General features: G+C 58.8%; 15 protein-coding genes. 2 read left to right on the forward strand and 13 right to left on the reverse strand.

Annotation, left to right across the window (positions count from 1 at the left end; all coding sequences use genetic code 11):
- Nucleotides 1-23: 23 nt before the first annotated feature.
- The 9 genes from MJA45_RS21270 to MJA45_RS21310 all read right to left on the reverse strand — a co-directional run bounded on the left by MJA45_RS21270 (nucleotide 24) and on the right by MJA45_RS21310 (nucleotide 12911).
- The gene (locus MJA45_RS21270) at nucleotides 24-3836 is read right to left on the reverse strand and encodes a glycosyltransferase family 39 protein (RefSeq protein ID WP_315603906.1); all 3813 of its coding nucleotides are present in this window, start codon (nucleotides 3834-3836) and stop codon (nucleotides 24-26) included.
- 169 nt (nucleotides 3837-4005) lie between these two features.
- On the reverse strand, nucleotides 4006-5907 hold the full coding sequence (locus MJA45_RS21275) for a DUF2334 domain-containing protein (RefSeq protein WP_315603907.1): 1902 nt from the start codon (nucleotides 5905-5907) through the stop codon (nucleotides 4006-4008).
- A gap of 289 nt (nucleotides 5908-6196) precedes the next feature.
- Nucleotides 6197-6976 carry a class I SAM-dependent methyltransferase gene (locus MJA45_RS21280; RefSeq protein WP_315603908.1) on the reverse strand — a complete coding sequence of 260 codons (780 nt, stop codon included), beginning with the start codon at nucleotides 6974-6976 and terminating at the stop codon, nucleotides 6197-6199.
- A gap of 141 nt (nucleotides 6977-7117) precedes the next feature.
- Complete coding sequence (locus MJA45_RS21285; RefSeq protein WP_315603909.1) at nucleotides 7118-7330, reverse strand: hypothetical protein; 213 nt, start codon at nucleotides 7328-7330, stop codon at nucleotides 7118-7120.
- 157 nt (nucleotides 7331-7487) lie between these two features.
- Nucleotides 7488-8612, reverse strand: coding sequence for a glycoside hydrolase family 88 protein (locus tag MJA45_RS21290; RefSeq protein WP_315603910.1), 1125 nt, complete (start codon nucleotides 8610-8612; stop codon nucleotides 7488-7490).
- 100 nt (nucleotides 8613-8712) lie between these two features.
- Complete coding sequence (locus tag MJA45_RS21295) at nucleotides 8713-9744, reverse strand: LacI family DNA-binding transcriptional regulator (RefSeq protein ID WP_315603911.1); 1032 nt, start codon at nucleotides 9742-9744, stop codon at nucleotides 8713-8715.
- 206 nt (nucleotides 9745-9950) lie between these two features.
- Nucleotides 9951-10283 (reverse strand): hypothetical protein, encoded by a 333-nt coding sequence (locus MJA45_RS21300; protein ID WP_315603912.1) that lies wholly within the window; start codon nucleotides 10281-10283, stop codon nucleotides 9951-9953.
- Nucleotides 10284-10332: 49 nt separating this feature from the next.
- Nucleotides 10333-11031, reverse strand: coding sequence for a pirin family protein (locus MJA45_RS21305; protein WP_315603913.1), 699 nt, complete (start codon nucleotides 11029-11031; stop codon nucleotides 10333-10335).
- 137 nt (nucleotides 11032-11168) lie between these two features.
- Entirely contained in the window at nucleotides 11169-12911 is a 1743-nt protein-coding gene (locus tag MJA45_RS21310; protein WP_315603914.1) for a methyl-accepting chemotaxis protein, read from the reverse strand.
- A 134-nt stretch (nucleotides 12912-13045) separates the two neighbouring features.
- On the opposite strand from MJA45_RS21310, the gene MJA45_RS21315 reads away from it, so the two are divergent.
- Both MJA45_RS21315 and MJA45_RS21320 read left to right on the forward strand, forming a co-directional pair.
- Nucleotides 13046-14056, forward strand: a complete 1011-nt coding sequence (locus MJA45_RS21315) for a GNAT family N-acetyltransferase (RefSeq protein ID WP_315603915.1) — start codon at nucleotides 13046-13048, stop codon at nucleotides 14054-14056.
- Between the two features lie 115 nt (nucleotides 14057-14171).
- Entirely contained in the window at nucleotides 14172-15104 is a 933-nt protein-coding gene (locus MJA45_RS21320) for a manganese-dependent inorganic pyrophosphatase (protein ID WP_315603916.1), read from the forward strand.
- Nucleotides 15105-15201: 97 nt separating this feature from the next.
- Here the strand turns inward: MJA45_RS21320 and MJA45_RS21325 are convergent, their stop codons facing one another.
- From MJA45_RS21325 to MJA45_RS21340, 4 genes are all read right to left on the reverse strand, one after another.
- On the reverse strand, nucleotides 15202-15609 hold the full coding sequence (locus MJA45_RS21325; protein ID WP_407083064.1) for a VOC family protein: 408 nt from the start codon (nucleotides 15607-15609) through the stop codon (nucleotides 15202-15204).
- Between the two features lie 167 nt (nucleotides 15610-15776).
- Complete coding sequence (locus MJA45_RS21330; protein ID WP_315603917.1) at nucleotides 15777-16019, reverse strand: hypothetical protein; 243 nt, start codon at nucleotides 16017-16019, stop codon at nucleotides 15777-15779.
- 84 nt (nucleotides 16020-16103) lie between these two features.
- A complete protein-coding gene (locus MJA45_RS21335; protein ID WP_315603918.1) occupies nucleotides 16104-16367 on the reverse strand; it encodes an HPr family phosphocarrier protein in 264 nt (87 codons plus the stop codon).
- Between the two features lie 214 nt (nucleotides 16368-16581).
- Nucleotides 16582-18984 carry a putative bifunctional diguanylate cyclase/phosphodiesterase gene (locus tag MJA45_RS21340; RefSeq protein WP_315603919.1) on the reverse strand — a complete coding sequence of 801 codons (2403 nt, stop codon included), beginning with the start codon at nucleotides 18982-18984 and terminating at the stop codon, nucleotides 16582-16584.
- Nucleotides 18985-19000 lie beyond the last annotated feature (16 nt).

A 19000-nucleotide genomic window follows, 5' to 3' on the forward strand; every position in this document is an offset into this window, starting at 1 on the left:
CTCACAGATAAGGCACCGGGGGCTTAGCTGTTGAAATACCAGGTCGGGAACCAGCGCAGGAACTGTTCTACATAAGACTTGCTGACCACCGCACCGGACAGAACCGGATAGAACATGATGAACAATAGGAGACACACGGCCGAATACGCATAAACGGCCTTGCGCCACGCGGGCCTGGCTTCCACGAGAAGCTTGCTCGCATAGACAATGCTCAAGATGAGAAACGGGACCATTGCAAAATAATGATAAATAAACGTGAGCCGCGTGACCAGCATCCACGGAACATACTGCGAGAAGAACGCCACGATGACCACGAGCATTCCCCGGTGCCTCTGCCTGCGGGCCAGCACCAGCGTGGCGAGAAACGCGAGCAGGCCTACCCACCAGACCGCCGGGTTCCCCATGGATACGATGCTCGACACCTGATCGGGCGGAAGCTGCGACTGGCCGGTGTAATACCAGATCGGCCTCACCAGGAACGGCCACTCGTACCAAGGGGAGCCGAACGAATGGGTGGCCTTCAGCTTGCTGTGGTAATTGTACATGTCCTTTTGGTATTGGACAAGCTGCTCGACCGTATGCTTCTCGCCGGGCACGCTCATGATCGGAACGAAGGACAGGCTGTAGATGACGGCCGGAATAACGACGAAGAAGAGCGTACACCAGGCGACCGTCTGGGCCGTGTATTTCACGAACACGCGTCGTACCTTAACCAGATAGGCGGTCAGCTCCGGACCAGGCTTGCCCTTCTCCAGTGCGAGCATCTGCCCCGCCGCGGCATACTGCCGGTACCTTTCGTACAGGGACAGGAAGAAGAGAAGCGCCAGCCCCGCCCCGCCGTACAGCACAATCCACTTGCTCGCCGCCCCGATTCCGAAGAAGAGCCCGGACAGGAACAGAGGAACGAGCGTTTTCTTGAGCGGAACCTGATAGAAGCTCAGGCTGTAGTAGCGGTACATGAAATAATACATCAGCATGATGAAAAAGACCCCGTACACATCGATGGTCGCGATGCGCGTCTGGGCAAAATGCATGAAATCCACCGCCATCAGGAAAGCGGCGAACAGCGCATACTCGGACTTTCCGAACAGCCTCAAGGCAAAAACGTAAAGAATCGGAATCATGCCGATGCCGAACAGCGTGCCGACGATTCTCCAGCCGAACGGAGTCATGCCGAACAGCTTGATCCCGATCAGGATCAGCTCTTTGCCGAGCGGCGGGTGCGTGTTCTCGTAAGGCTTCATGAGATGAAGATGCTCATAGGCGGTCCGGGCATGGTAAATCTCATCGAAATACGTGCCGTCCAGATAGGTCGGCTTGTATTTGGCCTTATCCTGCTCGTCGAACAGATTCGCCACCGTTCCCCTGACGGGGTCCGCCGCCTCCACCGCCGCTACCTTGAGCGGAAGAGGCTCCGCATTATCCTTCTCGAACAGCGCCATCTCGTCGAGGGTGAAGCCCGGCGAGTCCACGGTCACCTTCACATACCGGGCCTTCACGTTAACCGGCTGGACGTTCCACAGGAATACCTTCACGTAGGTGTTGTCCACGATAAGCGGGTTCGTCCAGGCGGTCGGCGTGTCGCCGAACTCCAGCTTGAACTTGCCCTCCCCGATCTCGCTGAACGTGTTGATCCGCTCGATCGTCCGGCTCTCCCCCAGATCCACATAGAAGCTGTCGCCGGTTCGCGCCGGCTGCCAGAACGTCTGCGGGGCGCTGAACGAGCCCAGGTTGTACAAGGCGATCACGGCATAGATGGCGGTGACGGCGCCCATGCCGATCCAATCGCGACGGGTGAATTTCCTCCCCTTGGCTGCCGATTCGGTGCTGTGCAGAAGGCCCGAAGCCTCCGCCTCCGCCGGAACGGCCGTGAGAGGAGTCACCGGCTCCACCGGCTGGATACGGCCCCGCACGAACAGATCGACTCCCACCTGGATAAGCCAGCCGAGCAGGACCAGATTGACGAGTGACGTGATGAGCATGATCCCGTCAAAGGCCGGGACATTCGTGATCCCCTTCAGGCTGAAGGCCAGCACATAACCGATGTTAATAAAAGCCGTCAGGCTGAAGCCGAGGAAGAGCCACAAGAGCCTGCGGTCCCGGGCGTAGACATAAGCTACCAGAACCAGCGCCACGGCGGGATATAGGTAACGCTCGTGCATTTTGGCCGCGAGGAGGAAGACCACCGCAATTAAGATAAGAGCCGTGTACAGCACCTTGGCCGGCGAATCCTCCTTCCGGCGGAAGAACAAGTATGCGGATAGGCCGACAGCCGCCACAATGAACAGGTTCCCCCAAACCGAATAAGGAAGGAACAGCAGCTTCTCGGTGGTAGGCTTCCAGTTGGCCCCCACAAGCGAATACAGGTTGAACGCGTTCAAGGTGGCATAAGGATAGGATTTCAGAGTCGTTTTATACAGGTCAACCACCCAAAGCAGACTTCCCTGGTTCAAGGAAAAAGGCACAAGGGGAATCACCAATCCGGCCAAGCCCCACAAGGCCCCTACGCCGAACCGCTTCCAGCTTCCGGCCCGGATGAACGCATACAGCAGGGCAGGAGTAAAGATAAGCGCCTGCGGCTTGATAAGCACGGTCAAGGCGAACAGAACACACGCCCATTCGATCCGGCCGCGCACCACCTGAAGCAGTGTGGCGAGGAGAAGAAGGGTAAAGAAGGAATCCACCTGCCCCCATGCCGCCGAATCGGCTATAACGGCCGGGTTGAACGCATACAGCAGGGACAAGCCGAGCGCCGCTCGGTCCCCGAATCTCGGCTGAGCCAGGCGGTATACTAGCCATGCCGCCGCCAAATCGGCTAGAATCGCGGGAAGCTTAAGCAGCACCAGGAAGGCCTTCGAGGAAGCCTCGAGGTGCATCCATCCGGCGAGCTTGCCGATGGCATAGAGCACATAAATGTAGCCGGGCGGGTAGTCCGCCCAGATGCCGTCGTAGAACCGCATCAGGCCGGCTTCCGCCGCGTGCTTCGCCCAGGCGGTGAACGTATTGACGTCCGTCGGGTGCCCGACGATGTGCTGGCCTATGTAGAGGCGGAGAAGAAGACCAAGCCCCAGCACACTTGCCATGGCCGCGGGACCGTACCGGGATTCCCCTCTTGCCTGCAGAGGGGAGCGGATCAGGCTCTGGTAAACCACTACGAAGAGAGCCCCGAAAAGAACCGTGAACAGCATCACCTTCATCGGAGACACCGGATCCCCCGAGGTGGCCGGATCCCCGGCGGGTGCCGCCTGCTGGGGAAGAAAGGAGATGGCCTTCACGCCTGCCGGCACCTGGCTTACCTCTTCGAACGCAATGTCATCGAAGTAGGCGGTGCCCTTGGTCAGGCTGCCGTAGCCCCCGAGGCGGACGGCCACCTTGAGCTCGTTCTGCTCGGGTCCCGTCCGTCCGTATAGCTCGACGTACTGCCATTCCCCTTTCGTGTCCTTGTAATCGGCGGACGTCTCCAGCGGGCCCATGACCGACAGGTTCGCCCCCTTGGAGGACGGGTCGGCCTGCTCGGCCCTGATGAAGCCTGACAGCCGGTAGGTTGTATTCGGCTTCACGGCCACCGTCTGGACAAGCTTCGCGTCGTTCGGCTGCTTGTTCTCGATTTTGACGGCGCCGGACCCTGTATGGGCTTGGCTTGTCTCTATGGAGAATTGGGTCGCTTCCGAGCCCGGCGTCCATACATCCTGCTGCCAGCCGCCGGGCTGCCCCCCGCTATTTTCTTCGAACCCCCTGTTCTGAAGAAGGTTTTCTGCCGCCGCGCACGGAAGCACGGCTCCTGCCAGGCACAGCCAGAGGCTCACCAGGAGCAGGGCGGTCCATTTCTTAACCAACGGGTTTCCACCTGCCTGTCGATGTTTTCTTCATTATGCCAAAGAATGCCGGCAAAAGAAATGACCCTAGCAAAAACCCGCCTGGAGGGCGGGTTGTGCGGGTCATGGTCTTTACTCCATCGGGAAGGACTGCCCCTTCTTCCCACAGCGGGAGGAAAACGGCATCCGCCTAGAACGAAGGACGCTGGTAAGACAACGCCAAGTCGAGAGAAGACGACGTGCCGCCGAGGAGGCCGAGGTCGGACGTGCCGCTTCCGTCAAAGTCCCCGATCAGAAGGCGGGCGTTTGGCCGACCCCACGGACCGAAGGCCGAAAGAAGGCGATACCGGCCGTCCGGGTCCTGCAGATAGACGGTGTACCGGTTCTCCTCCTCGTTCCACTGGAGAACATCCTCGCGCTTGTCGCCGTTGAAGTCCCCGAAACGCAGAGAGCCCTCATTGGAGGAAAGGTCGACCGTCTCCTTCCCCGTCTTCCATTTGTACTGGCCCGTTTCGCAGCCAATCCGGACGCCGCTTAAGGAATGACCGCGGGAGAGCCACAAGCTCTCGGACTCATCCGGGTTGACCCGGACCGCCAATCCTTTGAGCGTATTCGTTTTCCACTTGAGGGGCTCCATCGCCCGGACTCCGTTAGAGGAAATGGAGAGACCGAACAAGCGGTTGCCCTCTGGGGACGTCCCGGCCGCGATCCACTCGCCGTTCCTCTGCTTGACCGGATAAGCCTCCGCCCACTCCCCTCCCGTGTTTACGCTCCAAGCGCCGGCATACCGGAACGCGCTTCCGGTTGAGCGGTACAGCTCCAGCCGTCCCAAGGCGCGGATGACCCACAGATCCTGGCGCCGGTCACCGTCATCATCGTGCAGCAGGAACTGGTCGCCCTTGCGCCGGCTGATGGTGGCCCAGGCATCGGAGGCCGGCTGGGCCTCGTTGCGCATCCCGCGGAAGCGGCCTTCCGTTACCGTCACCTGCCCGGTCCGGTCATCCCACACCACCGCATCGGCCTGCCCGTCTCCGGTCACGTCGCCCGTTCTTACCGCACCATCCTTAACCGTACTTAGCGTAACGCGGTTAGCGGGGGTAAACGGCACATAGTCGTGAAGCGAATAGAAGGTATAGCCTTTGCTCCGCAGAGCGGTAATGAGCTTCTGGAGGTTGGTCCGGTCCCGTTCCGGGTAACGGTATTCCGGGAGTCCGTCCCGGTAAACCGGGTCACCCTGATCGTCCATAACCGGGATCAAATGCTTGAACTCCAGGAAAGAATGGTAGAAGAAGGACGGCAGCTTGCTGCTTTTGGCGAGCTGGTTCATAATCAGCTTCTCATCCTTGTTGTAAGGGATGTAGGAAAAAGGAGTCGGAACGTACACCGCTCCCCAGCTGGGGCTTCCGTAGCCGGTGTTCTCGCGGTTGCGGTACAAGGCATCGGACTGCCCCGGGGCACCGAACGCATTCTCATAGACGATACCGAAGTAGGAGCGGAAGACGGCCTCCTGATCAGCGCTAATGTGATAATGCGGAGCCTCCCAGAAATCCGGGTGAAGCTGGGCCGCTCCCATCACCTTGAGCCCTTCCTCCACCCGGGACCGGGCGAATTCGGGCGTAGCCGTCTCCGGAGAGCCCAGGACGTTGAATTCATTGCCGATCCCCGACTCCTGATGACCGTCCTCCCGGCGCTTGTCGCCCGTCTGGTGGGTGTATCCATGCATCCCCAGAACGGCGCCCGAAGCCTCGGCTTTCTTCAGAATCCGGTTAAAAGCGAGTATATAAGGATCCTCCTGCTGATCGAGCTGCCGGTTGTACACGGTCCCGTCGGGCAAATAGTTGATCCATCGGGGGATGACCCCGACCTGAAAACGGATGTGCCGCTCCTCCAAATATTCCATCACCGTGCGGAGCTTGCCAAGCCCTTCCAGCGATTCATACTGCCCGCCGGGCCCAATGTCTTCCAGACGCAGCAGGACGAACTTAGGATCGCTCTGCTCCCCCAAAACCGTCAGCCTCTCGTGCAGACTCAAGATCAGCATGACGATCAATCCCGCCGCCAGATACCTTGCCCATTTCTTCCTACGCCCCATCCAGCCTGTCGTCCCCTCATGATGTACTCAGCCTTTTCAATAAAACGCTTACATTTTTTCTCAAGTATAGCATGCTGGCGTCTAGTCATAAAGTAGGCATTCGACAAAATTTTATGCAGGATCAGCGGGAACTAGACCTGATCTTTAAGCCGGTAACTTTGCAAAAGAGGCTGCGTTTACTTGGCAAGGGCACGGCGGAAGCGGAACGGCATTCGCGGATAAGGCACTACCCGGGAGAACCGGACAACCCTTGTTTGTCCGGTCCGATTCCCCAGGCAGGTTCCCCAAGCTACCGGGGCTTAACCGCCAGCAGGCGCAGCCTCACATAATCGCCCTCCCAGCCGGATGTCTCCTCCCGGTAAAGAGAGGGACGGGCGATTTCTTCGATCAACCGGTAAACCTTCTTCTTCTCGGCCGGCATCATCCCTTCAAAGAACGGTCCGGCGAACATCTCGAGCCAGTGCTCCAGCCCCTTCCCTCCGCCGTTCAGCGGAGTAGGTCTGGCAAAGTGAACCGCCACCTCCACGTGAAAGCCATGACTCTCCAGCAGGCAGGCGTATTCGCCGAGACTGGGAAAATACCACGGATTCCGTTCTTCGGCCCGGATTCCGAAGGATATGAGCGCATCCTCGACCGCCTTATAGATGCCGGCTACATTGCCCCGGCCGCCGAATTCGGCCGCGAACCGCCCGCCCGGCTTAAGCGAGGACCAGACGCCCTCCAGGACGCGGGACGGCTGCTTCATCCAGTGCAGGGCCGCGTTGGAGAAGACGGCGTCGAAGCATTCTTTTGGATAGGAAGCCGGTTCCTCTGCATCTTCAACCCGAAAGCTCAGCTCCGGATATTTCACCCGGGCCTGGTCGATCATCTCCCGAGACCGATCGATTCCCTCCACCCGGCACCCTTCGTCCGCAAGCTTCTTCGTCAAGTCGCCCGTTCCGCAGCCTACATCCAGAACCCGCTCTCCCGGGCGGGGATTCAAGAGCTCCACCACTCCCGCTCCAAGCTTGCTTACAAACCCCAGCCGTTCGTCATAATGACCCGCATTCCATACCTGGCTTCTTTCCATCCTATTCGTCGCCTCCTTTTGAAAGAAGCATACACCTGTTAATCCAATAGGTGAAATATATAAAATCTATTTATTTAATAGGTTATAACTATATCAATAACTTAAAAAGGACCGTCCCCTAAAGGAACGGCCCCTGTACAATTACCCCGTCGAGGAATCCATCCAGAACCCGAAGTACCGGAAAACCGCCGCCACCAGGAATATACCCGAAACGATGCTGATGACCATCCCGAGAAAACGGCTGTAAGAGCTCATAAAGGAGCTGTGGGTCTCTATTTGAGGCGAAAGGACGATAAGCAGGTTGCCTAAAGCAAGCAGGATCAGGCTTAGCAGCCATACCACGGTGTAGGTCATTGGCCATTCCTCCTTTGTGCAGGCGGGACCTCGTTCGAATTCGGAGGCTTTTCTTAAGCGGTTTTGACTCTTTCGTCCGCTTATATACCAATAACCCGGAATGGGACAGCCTAAACAGATACGGACTCAAATCCGGACCAGCCTGCGAAGGAAAACCTTATCGGTCGTACCAGTAACCCGGGATTCCTTTCTCCAGGCGCATTAAGGCCTCCAGGTAGTAATAATCCCCCCAGATGACATAATCATCCGGAGCGGCACCGCCGCGCACGCTGTAAGAGCCCCGCTTCAGAAAGCCCTCCGCCTCCGGGTCCTCCAGTGTGGCATAACTGTTCACCAGCCCTTCCATCGATCGCTGAAGGCCGTCTTGCAGGAAGGCCCGGTCCGGATCGCTCACATCCAGATGATGGAGAAGCTCCTGAACCCCGGCCGCCACGATAGCCGAGGCCGAGCTGTCCCGCTTCGTGTCCGCATTGACCTCCACATTGAAATCCCAATAGACAACGTTGTCCTCCGGCAGTCTTTCGAAGAAGTACCGGGCGAGGCGCTTCGACGTTTCCAGATAGAGAGGATTCTTCGTGTAGTGGTAGGAAAGCGCGAAGCCGTAAATCCCCCAAGCTTGTCCGCGAGTCCAGGTCGACCCGTCGCGATACCCTTGAGCGGTTCCCCCGCGAAGCGCATCGCCCGTTTCCTGGTCGAAATAAAAGGTATGGTAAGAGGAATCGTCCCCGCGGACCAGAAACCGTCGGCTCTGATCGGCATGGATCACCGCCACGTCGCGGTACCGGCTGTCTCCCGTCTGCTCATAGGCCCAGTAGAGAAGAGGAAGGTTCATGAGGCAGTCGATGATGATCCGGCCCCCGTTCTCTTTGTCTCCTTTGGGACCCCAGGCTTGAATGATTTGAAGGTTCTCGCGCCACCGGTTCATCAGGACATCGGCCGCTTGCAGAGTCAGCTTTTTGGCCTCCTCGTCCTTCTCGATGATCCACTGGGCCTTGGTCGAAAGAGAATAAAGGAAGCCGATGTCATGGTGATCCAGATTCCGGTTCTGCTCCAGCCGGTCTTTGAAGCTTTGGACGGTACGAAGGGCGGCTTCCCGGAAAACCCCATCCTTCGTATACTCGTAGCTCAGCCAGAGAATGCCTGACCAGAAGCCGTCCGTCCAATCCGTATTCGGGTTCAGCCGGTACTTGTCATTCTCGCTTACATGCGGGAACTGGTCCCCGAACCGGCCGATATTCTTCCTCGTCTGCTCAACCGCGTGCTCAATCGCTTTTGTCCACATGCTCGAATCTCTCCTTTGTGGCTGTATAGATTATCCGGTTACCCGGGTGAATCCTCATCACACGCCCCCTCTCCTGCCAGAGTGGGCAAAGGGCCTTGGCTTAGGCTTCGGTAGAGCGCCTTGGAGTCAGCTCAAGAGGAACGGTAACCTCTCCTTTTGCCTGCGGCAGGTCCTTCCCGTCCTCGGCCTCACCCAAATGCGACAGCAGCCGGTGGATGGCCAGCTCCGCTTGTTTCTCATACGGGATGCTCATGCTCGTCAGCGTCGGATAGGCAGCGGCACTGAACCATTCGTTATTGATTCCGAGAAGCTTGACCTCTTCCGGAACCCGGATACCGGCTTGAAGAAGCCGGCCCAGAATCCGGAGGGCCATACGGTCATCAAAAGCGAGAATCCCGACGGGGCCTCCCTCAGCGAGAGCCTCGGCCGCTGCGGTAGTCACCTGCTCTTCCGGATCCCCGGCTTCGCTATGGATCATGCCGGTCCGCACCTGGTCCCCGAGCCGGTCCGCTTCCCGGCGGAAGCCCAACCTGCGCTGCCTGTCGATCATGAGAGCCTTGGAGGTCCCGGCATAGTAGACCGTCCGGCAGCCGCGCTCCACCAGATGGCGGACGGCCTCTGCGCTCGCGCCGGCAAAATCAAGGTTGACCGCCGCCACCGCCAGATCCTCCGGCCACTCCCAGGCGTTGAACAGAACAAGCGGCGAGCCTCCCCGCACGATCCGGCCCACCGATTCGGGCTTCATCGCCATCCCGTGGCAGAACAGGCCGTCCACCCGGCGTTCCAGCAGCGTTTCCAGATGGCGCTGCTCTCTTTCGGGATCCGAGCCGGTCGCATAGACGGAAAGATGATAGCCGTGGCGGTGCGCGGTAAGCTCCATGGCCTCCGCAAACTGGCCGTAATAGCCCCCGAAGCCCGGAAGAAGGAGGCCGAGCTCGTTGGTTTTCCGGCGGCTCAGGCTGGCTGCCACCGTATTGCGGCGGTAGCCGAGGCGGGCCGCCGCCTCCTCGACCTTGGCAGCGGTTTCAGGAGCCATCGGAACGTTCCGCTTGTTCAGCACGTTCGACACGGTGGCAATGGAGACCCCGGCTTCCCTGGCCACCTCGACAATGGTGATCTGCTTGTTATTCATCATGTGCACCCTCTATTGAAACGTTTAAATTAATCTAAAACAATCATAATCCGCTTTCCTTCCTTTTGTCAATCATTCGTTGCGGGCCATCCTTTCTTGCAGCATTCCTTCCTTGAAGCAAATAAAAAAGCCGGCAAGGAACCTTCCCTTGCCAGCCATCCTCTTAAATGCTGTTTAGCTGCAAATTCAAAGTTACCGCCTTCTCGCTAGACGCCCTGATTCGTATAGGCCTGGCGGGAATCCACGGAAAGTTGGAGCGTTCGGGCCTCCTGAGCGTACTGGAGGTCCGGCCTCTCCTTGTCGTAGAGCCACCACTTGCTCAGCTGTCCGTCCGGGCCCTCCTCGAAATAAAACACGTTCAGCTCATCGAGCAGCCGGCCGATTTCCCCGGCGAGGGCCGGTTCCACTCCGCGCAGCGTTATCTTCCATCCCTTGTCCCCTTCCTCCAGATCGAAGCCACCCTCCAGCTTCTCCCCTTCCAGGAGCAGACGTCCGGTTGCCTGCTTGATCAGCAGTCTCTTCGTGCGGGATCCTCCCATGTCCATCCTCCCTGTTCGTTCAAGCATGCGGCAGCCGCCGCTTCCCCCATTACGGCAGATCGATCAGCATAAAACGGGCTCCGCCCTCACTCGACAGAGTAAGCTCCGGCGTCTCGGTGATGCGCGCCGAATCCCGCCGGCCCAGCACATGCTGCTCGTTAATCGCGAGCGTGCCTTCGATCACAAAGACGAAAATTCTCCGGCCGGCGGGCTGCTGGAAGCCGATCGACTGGCGGGCCTCCAGATCGGACAGATAGATCGTCATGTCCTGGTGAATGCGGGCCACGTTTTCGCCGGGGTTTTTGGACACGACCGGAAGCAGCGCATTCTTCATCGCCTCCACGTCATACCGGGTCGTTTCGTAGGAGGGCTCCAGTCCTTTCTCCTCCGGGGTAAACCACATCTGCATAAGATGGACCTCCTCCTCCCCCGGATTCGTTTCGGAGTGGATGATGCCCGTTCCCGCGGACATGCGCTGCACCTCCCCGAAGCCGGTTATGGCCGTGCGTCCGGTGCTGTCCTCATGCTTGAGCTTCCCCTGCAGCACGATGGAGACGATTTCCATCTCCCGGTGAGGGTGAGCCCCAAAGCCGCGGTGTCCCGCGATTTCGTCGTCGTTCAGCACCCTCATCGGCCCGAACTCCGTATTGGACGGGTCATAATAATCCGCAAAGGAAAAGCTGAAATTGCTCTTCAGCCATCCGTGATCCGCACTGTAGCGGGATGAAGCGGGATAAAGATTGATCACGTTACCTCCACCTTTCCATCGGTTCTTTTCCCCTCCATTATACCGATAGTCAAGCGCGGCTCCAAATTCCCCCGGCGGAAAAGAGCTCCGTCTCCCTCGCCCCCAAACAAAAGGACGCCCGAAGGCGTCCGGTGGTCTTACAGCTTGAAATCGGCAAACAGGGCTCTCAGCCGGGTCGCCATTTCGTTCAAGGATTCGGCGGAACCGGAAATGTCCTCCATGGACGCGAGCTGCTCCTCGGAAGAGGCCGCCACGCTCTGGGCATAGTCCGAAGACCGGGCGGAAATGGTGGAGAGCTCCGCTATGGCGGCGTTCACCTGTTCGGACCCGGCGGACATCTCCTCGGACGAGGCGGATACCTCCATCATCTGCTGCATGACATCCTTCACGGAGTCCACGATGGTGGAGAACGCGGAGTTGGCCCCCTCGATGACCTCGGAAAGCTCCTCCACCCGGATCGAGCCGTCCTTCATTGCGGTGATGGCCGCCTGCGTTTCCGTCTGGATCTGCTCCACAAGCTCCGTGATCTCCCCGGTCGACTGCCGGGACTGCTCCGCGAGCTTGCGGATCTGATCCGATACGACGGAGAAGCCCCGTCCGTGTTCCCCCGCGCGGGCCGCTTCGATGGCGGCGTTCAAGGCGAGCAGGTTGGTCTGCGCCGAGATGTCCGAGATGAGGGCGGTGATGCTGCTGATCCGGCTGGACAGCTCCCCGAGCCGCTCGATCTTGCCGGCGGCTCCCTGCACCGTCTGCTGGATCGTCTCCATCCGCTGCCGGTTCACGGACATTTCGCGGGCGCCCGCCTCCGCCTGCTCCACGGCGACGCCCGAGGACTCCGCCGCGAGGCTGGCGGACTCGGCAATGCGCTGAATGCCGGACGCCATCTCCTCCATGGCGCGGCTGCTCTCGAGCGAGCCCTGCATCTGCTGCTCCGTTCCGGCGGCCACCTGCTCAATCGACTGGGTGATTTGATGGGTGGCCTCGGTCGTCTGACGGGCTCCGAGCTTCAACGCTTCGGAGGAAGACGCGACTTGAGCGGACGATTCCGCTACCCGGCCGACTACATCCCGGAGGTTACGGATCATGCCGTTAAAGTGATGGGCGAGCTGGCCGAGCTCATCGGTTTGGTTGACGGCCGCCTGGACGGTGAGGTCTCCCTGCGACGCACGCTGGGTCATCCGGGCGAGCTCGGACACCGGTCTCAGCAGGGCACGAAGAGCCCAATAAACCACGAAAAGAGCAGCCGCCGTGCCGATTCCCCCGACCCACAGATTGGCCCTGAGCTTCTCCATAAGCGAGGCCTCGACCTTGGAATAGTCGAAATCCATTCCTATGAGAACGCTCTCTTTACCGTCGGGACCCGGAATAGCGCTGACAATGCTCACCCACTGCCCCGATTGGTCGCGGTATACGTCCGTAGTGCCCGGTTTTCCCCCTCGGGCCGTATCGACCGCCGAACGGAATTCCGGCGTCAGGCTGTAAGGCTTGGTCGGCGTGAGGCCCGCATCATACAGCGCCTGGTTCGCGATTAGCATATCCAGGGACCCGGCGTCCGCTGAATCCGGATAGAACAAATACACATTGGAAATCAGGTCGCTTTCGGTTAACCGGTCGAACACTCCCTGCAGGTTCACCCATTCCTGGCTGCCCTTCCAGGCGGCAGGGTCCTTGCGAAGCGCCGGCTTCATCAGCTCCAGAAACGGAACCTGGTCATCCACCAGATCCTTCGCTATATCCTGAAAGGATTCCAGACGGTTGTAAAACTGATCTTTCTCCTGAATGTAAGCTCCTGTTGTCAGCACCCCCGCCAACAGGATGATGCACAGCGAAAGAATGCTGAGCAGCTTGGCGATAATGCTGGCTTTCCACCGTCTGATCATGTTAGTCCCCCTCTTCTATGTTCCCACTCCTTTTTTATTCGACAAATCCGGGTCTTTTTTGAATAGGAAAAAGCCCGCAAAAGGAAATAACCGATTCCGGGTCGAATGTAGGTACAGGTAAAGAGAAAATCGAGGTGATCGTATTGCCGGACTTGAAGATACAGGCTGTCCCGGCGAATGACCGCAGCCTGCATAAGCTGATTGGGGAGCTCGATGAGGAGCTGCTGGAGAGATACCCGGCCGAGGACATTCACGGAGTGGATTTCGGCGATCCGGGGGTGCGCGAGATGGTGTTCGCCGTGGCGTTTGCGGACGGGGTTCCGGCTGCTTGCGGGGGAATCCGCCGGCTGCCCGGCCCCTTCGCCGAGCTGAAGCGGTTCTATGTGGCCAGGCCCTTCCGCCGCCAGGGGATGGCGGCCGCCCTGCTCGCCTATTTGGAGGACCGAGCGCGGGAGCTTGGAGCCCTGTCGCTTCGGCTCGAGACCGGTCCGGAGCAGCCGGAATCGCTTCGCTTCTATGAGAAGCACGGCTACCATCCTATCGCGGCGTTCGGGCCTTACGCCGGCTTCGAAACGAGCCTGTGCTACGAGAAGGCTTTAACCGGACTGGAGAGCTACCGGGCCTTGTCGAACCTGATCGACTGGGGACCCGTGAAAGGCCGCTTCGGGTGGGCGGATGCTTCCTCCCTGGACGAAGCTCTGGTAAGCAATGTGAGCATCATCCCCTACACTTCGGAGGGGTATGTCGTGTTTCAGCTGGAGAACGGACGCTGGGAGCTGCCCGGGGGGACGATGGAGCCGGGAGAGACCTATCTTCAGACCTTAAGGCGGGAGATGGCGGAGGAGCTCGGAGCGGAGCTCGTCACGTACCGGATTTTCGGGCAGTTTCATTGCGAGTCGGTGGCCGCTGGGCCTTACAAGCCGCATATCCCCCATCCCCGTTTTATCCGTCTCCTCGGTTATGGAGAAGTCCGGCTGACGGGACGTCCCTTGAACCCTCCGGACGGCGAGCAGGTGGCTCTGGTCGAGACGGTTCCGATCGAGGAAGCGGTCCGCCGGTTTGAGAGCCAGCGCCGCTCCGACATTGCCGACATGTACCGGGCGGCCCACGAAATCCGTGAGAGGGAAGCGTCGTTGAACCGCTGAAGGACTTGTTCTGGAGCTCCCTTTTTCAAAACCAAGTAAAAGAGTAGGAATGAACAGGCTTTTGCGCTATAATCGTTTATGGATGATCACTAAATCGAAAAAAGGAGCACAAACCATGGAAAAAACATTGATTTTCGGACACAAAAACCCGGATACGGATACCATTTGTTCCGCTCTGGTATATGCCGAACTGAAGAGCAAGCTGGGCTATGATGTGGAAGCCGTCCGTCTCGGCAGCGTGAACGGGGAAACCCAGTTTGCCCTAGACCGCTTTGGCGCCTCCGCTCCCCGCCTGGTGGAAACGGTAGCGAACGAAGTCAAGAACGTGATTCTGGTCGACCATAACGAGCGCCAGCAGAGCGTTTCCGATATCGATCAAGTGACCGTCAAGGAAGTTATCGACCATCACCGCATCGCCAACTTCGAGACGAGCGGCCCGCTCTATTACCGTGCCGAGCCGGTTGGCTGCACCGCTACCATCCTGAAGAAGATGTACAAGGAGAACGGGGTCTCCATCGAGCCTAACATCGCCGGCCTGATGCTTTCCGCCATTATTTCCGACTCCCTGCTGTTCAAATCCCCCACCTGCACGGAGGAAGACGTTCAAGCGGCCCGCGAGCTGGCCGAAATCGCCGGCGTCGATGCCGACAGCTACGGCTTGGAGATGCTGAAGGCCGGTGCCGATCTCAGCGACAAATCGGTCGCCCAGCTTATCTCGCTTGACTCGAAGGAATTCCAGATGGGCAGCGCGAAGGTGGAAATCGCCCAGGTTAACGCCGTCGACGTCAACGACGTGCTGTCCCGCCAATCCGAAGTGGAAGCGGCCTTGAACGATGTCATCTCGACGAAAGGGCTGGACCTGTTCCTCTTCGTGGTAACGGACATTCTTAACAACGATTCCGTCGGAATCGCGCTCGGCCAATCCGCTTCCGCCGTAGAGAAAGCGTACAACGTGAAGCTGGAGAACAACAAAGCCGTACTGAAGGGCGTCGTTTCCCGCAAGTCCCAGATCGTTCCGGTTCTGACGGACGCGTTCAAGAACCAATAATCCGGCTGTCTGCCGATAGGAACTACCTCTACCTGAAAAAAGCTGCTTGGCCATTAGCCAAGCAGCTTTTATGTTATTCTCCATGCAAGCTCGACCTTCAACGGGTCGATTCGAAGAATTCGATCCATTCCCCGTCCGGGCCCTCGAAGAAAATATACCTCGAGCCGTTCGGGAGGGTCGTGATTTCTTTATCGATAAATTTAACGTTGAGCGCGCGGAGCCTCTCGATCTCGGGCTCCAGCCGGTCCACGTTAAACGCGATATGGTGAACCTTGCCTTCCGCCGGCAGCCGGTCGTTGTAGCCCTGGATCAGCTCCAGCTCGGTCTCGTCCGATTCCCCATAGCCGAGAAAGGCAAGCCGGATCACGCCGTTCGTATGCTCCAGCGTTCCTTTCAGCTCCAGACCCGCTGTTTCCTTATAGAAGGCGATCGAAGTCTCCAGGTCCTTCACCATAATGCCCACATGCTCGATTCGTCTAACCGCCACATCCATCCCTCTCTCCATCCGATATAGGAGGCCGTGAGGCCCCTCCCGCTATTATACCGGAGAAGAAGGAAGGCCGTCCTCCTGCTCTTCAGCGGGGAACGGCCCATCCGTTTCTTGCAGGCAGAGAGAGGCGCAGCCGTCTGCGGGTCCGCGCCTTCGGATGCCCATTTCCGCCGTTAGGCTGCTTACAGCTCCTCCAGCGCGCGGCGGTCTTCCTCCAGACGCTCGGCCGCAAGCTCCGCCCCCTGTGTATTCTCCCCGTCCATCGCCTGAGCCACCGCCGCGTCCGCATGCCGGATGGCCCGCTCGGCCTGGCCGATCATGTTCTCATCCGGATGGGACTGCGCCTGCACTACGGCATCGTGGGCGGAGTGAACGGAGTTCATCGCCTGCTTGTCCCGGGTCGGGGATTGAAAATTATTCGTCATGTCTCTTTCCTCCTTGGTTGTTGGGAAATTCTTCTTTACTATGGTAGGAAAGGACCGGTTCTATTCAGATCCGTCCTATATTGGTTAAACGTAGCTCTCAAAGAAGCCGAAGACATAGTTCAAGGCCTCTTCCTCGTCCTTGCCTCTTGAGATAAGGCGGATTCGGGTTCCCGCCCTCCAGGACAGCTTAAGGATGGCCAGCAGGTTTTTGGCATCGATGGTATGCTCGTCTTCATCCCTCATCGTTATAAAGTTCACGTCGGAGAGGAAGCGAGAGGTTTGACAGGAAACCGCCAGCAGAGCTTTGTGGTCGACATCGGCACGAATTTCGAATTCATGAACCCGCATACGCGCACCTCCGGTTGTTCTATATCTGTCGGTAGATTTAATATAAACGGCTGGGCGGGGGAAGAATCAGCCAAACGCGCTAACCGGCAAAAAAAAGTAACCCGCCGGCATCCGCCGCGGGTTACTCCTGCCATCCGAGGGCCCATCCTTATAAGCGGGCCGGACGGGCAGCCAAGAGCCGCTTTCAACCGCATCGGCCGCGGCGCCCCTCCTCCTAGCCCGCTTGCCGGCGTTCCGCGTCATGACCGGGCTGCCAGAACTCCGGCGGAGCCGGCTTTCCGTACAAATAGCCCTGCACCCGGACGCAGTCGAGCTCGGCGAGCAGCTTGACCTGCTCCTCCGTCTCCACTCCCTCGGCCACCACCTGAAACCCGAGCTGGGCGGCCAGCGTCACCATCATCCGGACGATCGCGCGGCTGTCCGCGTTGGTGGCGATGTCCCGGATGAACGAACAGTCGATCTTGAGGCAGTCGACCGGCAGCCGCTTCAAATAGCTGAGCGAGCTGTAGCCGGTTCCGAAATCGTCCAGGCTGACCGCGATTCCTTCCTCCTTGAATCTCATCAGCACCCGGATGACTTCCTCTTCCTTGTGCATGGCCGCACTTTCCGTAATTTCGATCTCGAGCAGCCGGGGATCCACCCCATGCTCCTTCACAACGGAAATAACGGATTCATAAAGGTCCGACTGGATCAGATGAAGCTGGGAGAAGTTAATCGAGACCGGAAGAACAGGCTTCTCACCGTCCGACCAGAGGCTCAGCTGCCGGCATACCTGGCGGAGAACCTCTCTCTCGAGAGCGACGATCAGTCCGGTCTCCTCGGCAAGCGGGATGAATTTCCCAGGAGGGATCAAGCCCCTCTTCGGATGGTTCCATCGGACAAGCGCCTCCCAGCCGATTCGGATGCCCTGCGACGTATCCATCTTGGGCTGGTAATAAACCGTCAGCTCCCCGTCTTCAATCGCCTGCTGGAGGTCATTCTCCAGAAGGATTTGCTCCAGATCCGTCTTCTCCATCTTCCGTTCATAGGTACGGTAACCGTTCGCCCCGTCCGCCTTCGCCTCGTACATGGCCATGTCGGCATGCCGGATCAAGGTTTCGGCGGTCTCGCCGTCCTTCGGCCAGAAGGAAATCCCGATGCTTGTGGTCAGCTTGATCTCCTGGCGGCGGACCGGGAAAGGCCGGGAGAATTCGGAGGCAATTCCCGCGGCGATGTCCTGCCAGGACACCCCGCCGTCCAGCGGCACGAACACGGTAAATTCATCTCCTCCCATACGGGAGATGGAGCACGCCGCCGGCACACAAGCCCTCAGCTTCGCAGCCGCTTCCCGGATGACGAGATCGCCGAAGCCGTGCCCGAACAAATCATTCACTTTCTTGAAGCGGTCGAGATCCAGAAAGAACAGGGCAAAGGCAGAGGCCGGCCCGACCTGGGCAAGACGCTCCTCCACAAGCAGGTGAAACGCCCGACGGTTGGGAAGGCCCGTCAATTCATCATGGTAGGCCAGATGCTGAATCAGCTCCTGGGTTTTGGTCTTCTCGGTAATATCCTTGATGATGCCGTACACCCCTAGCTGCTTGTCCCTCACGATGATGGGAAGGGCGGTGATCAATACCGCCGCGTACGTTCCGTCCTTGCGGCAGATCCGGCTTTCCTTCGTAATCGGCTTGCCCTGTATAACCTGGCTGAAGATACCCTCGGCCGTCTGCACCCGTTCCGGAAACAGGCAGGTGAACGGAATTCCTTTAAGCTCTTCGGACGTATAGCCGGTCAAGGCTTCGGCCTGCTTGTTGATCCGCGTGAAGCAGCCGTGAATATCGGCCGCGAACACCCCGTCCGGGTTGGCTTCGTAGAGCGAGGCATACTGCTGCTCCGTCTCGAGAAGCCTCTCGGTCTGCTCCAGCCGCCGGCTCTCCCCGTACCGGTCGGGGATGAGGAACAAGGCGAGAAGAAGCACGAGCTCCACCGCATAAAGCCCAAGAAAGCTGTAAGGGGAGGTGGCCGCCGGGTAGAAGGCGTCGAGGCGGAGAACGGCCATCATACTGAGCACCGGAATGCCCGATAGTGCGACTCCCGCCGTCCCCACCCCGAGAATCACCAGGAGGCGGAACGATTGATCGGGTTTATCCTGACTCGCGATCGTGAGCATTCTCAGGACGGAGAAGGAAACCCCGAGCGTAAGACCGAACGTAAGCAGCAGAAGCTCGGGCTTCCATTCCAGGAACCTGCCGAACAACTGAACGGCATTGAGGATATCAAACAGCAGGATGATCGCCGCAAGGATCACCCCGCCTATAAGAAAGCGTCTCGTGCTCACCCATTGACGTGCGGCATAGCCGACGGCCAAATAGCTGCCCGCCGTGCTGGTGACAAGGGAGAATACGAAATGAAGCCCGTACTCATAAAGGGAAAAGCGAAACGGAACGGACATGGTAATCAGAAGGTGAGTCAGCCAAAAGGTGAGCCCGAGACCCAGCGAGCCAAGCAGACGGCGGCGGACCGACAGAGCCGGGTTCATTCGGGAGAAGCGGGCGATCAGAATGCAGCTGGCGACGGAAAACGCAGCCGCTCCTAGGAAGCCGGCCGGATTAAAGGCGGAAGGGAAAAAGGATAGCATGCGAAGCCTCGTTTCT

Origin of the sequence: Paenibacillus aurantius (assembly GCF_032268605.1) — a bacterium.
Classification (GTDB): domain Bacteria; phylum Bacillota; class Bacilli; order Paenibacillales; family NBRC-103111; genus Paenibacillus_AO; species Paenibacillus_AO aurantius.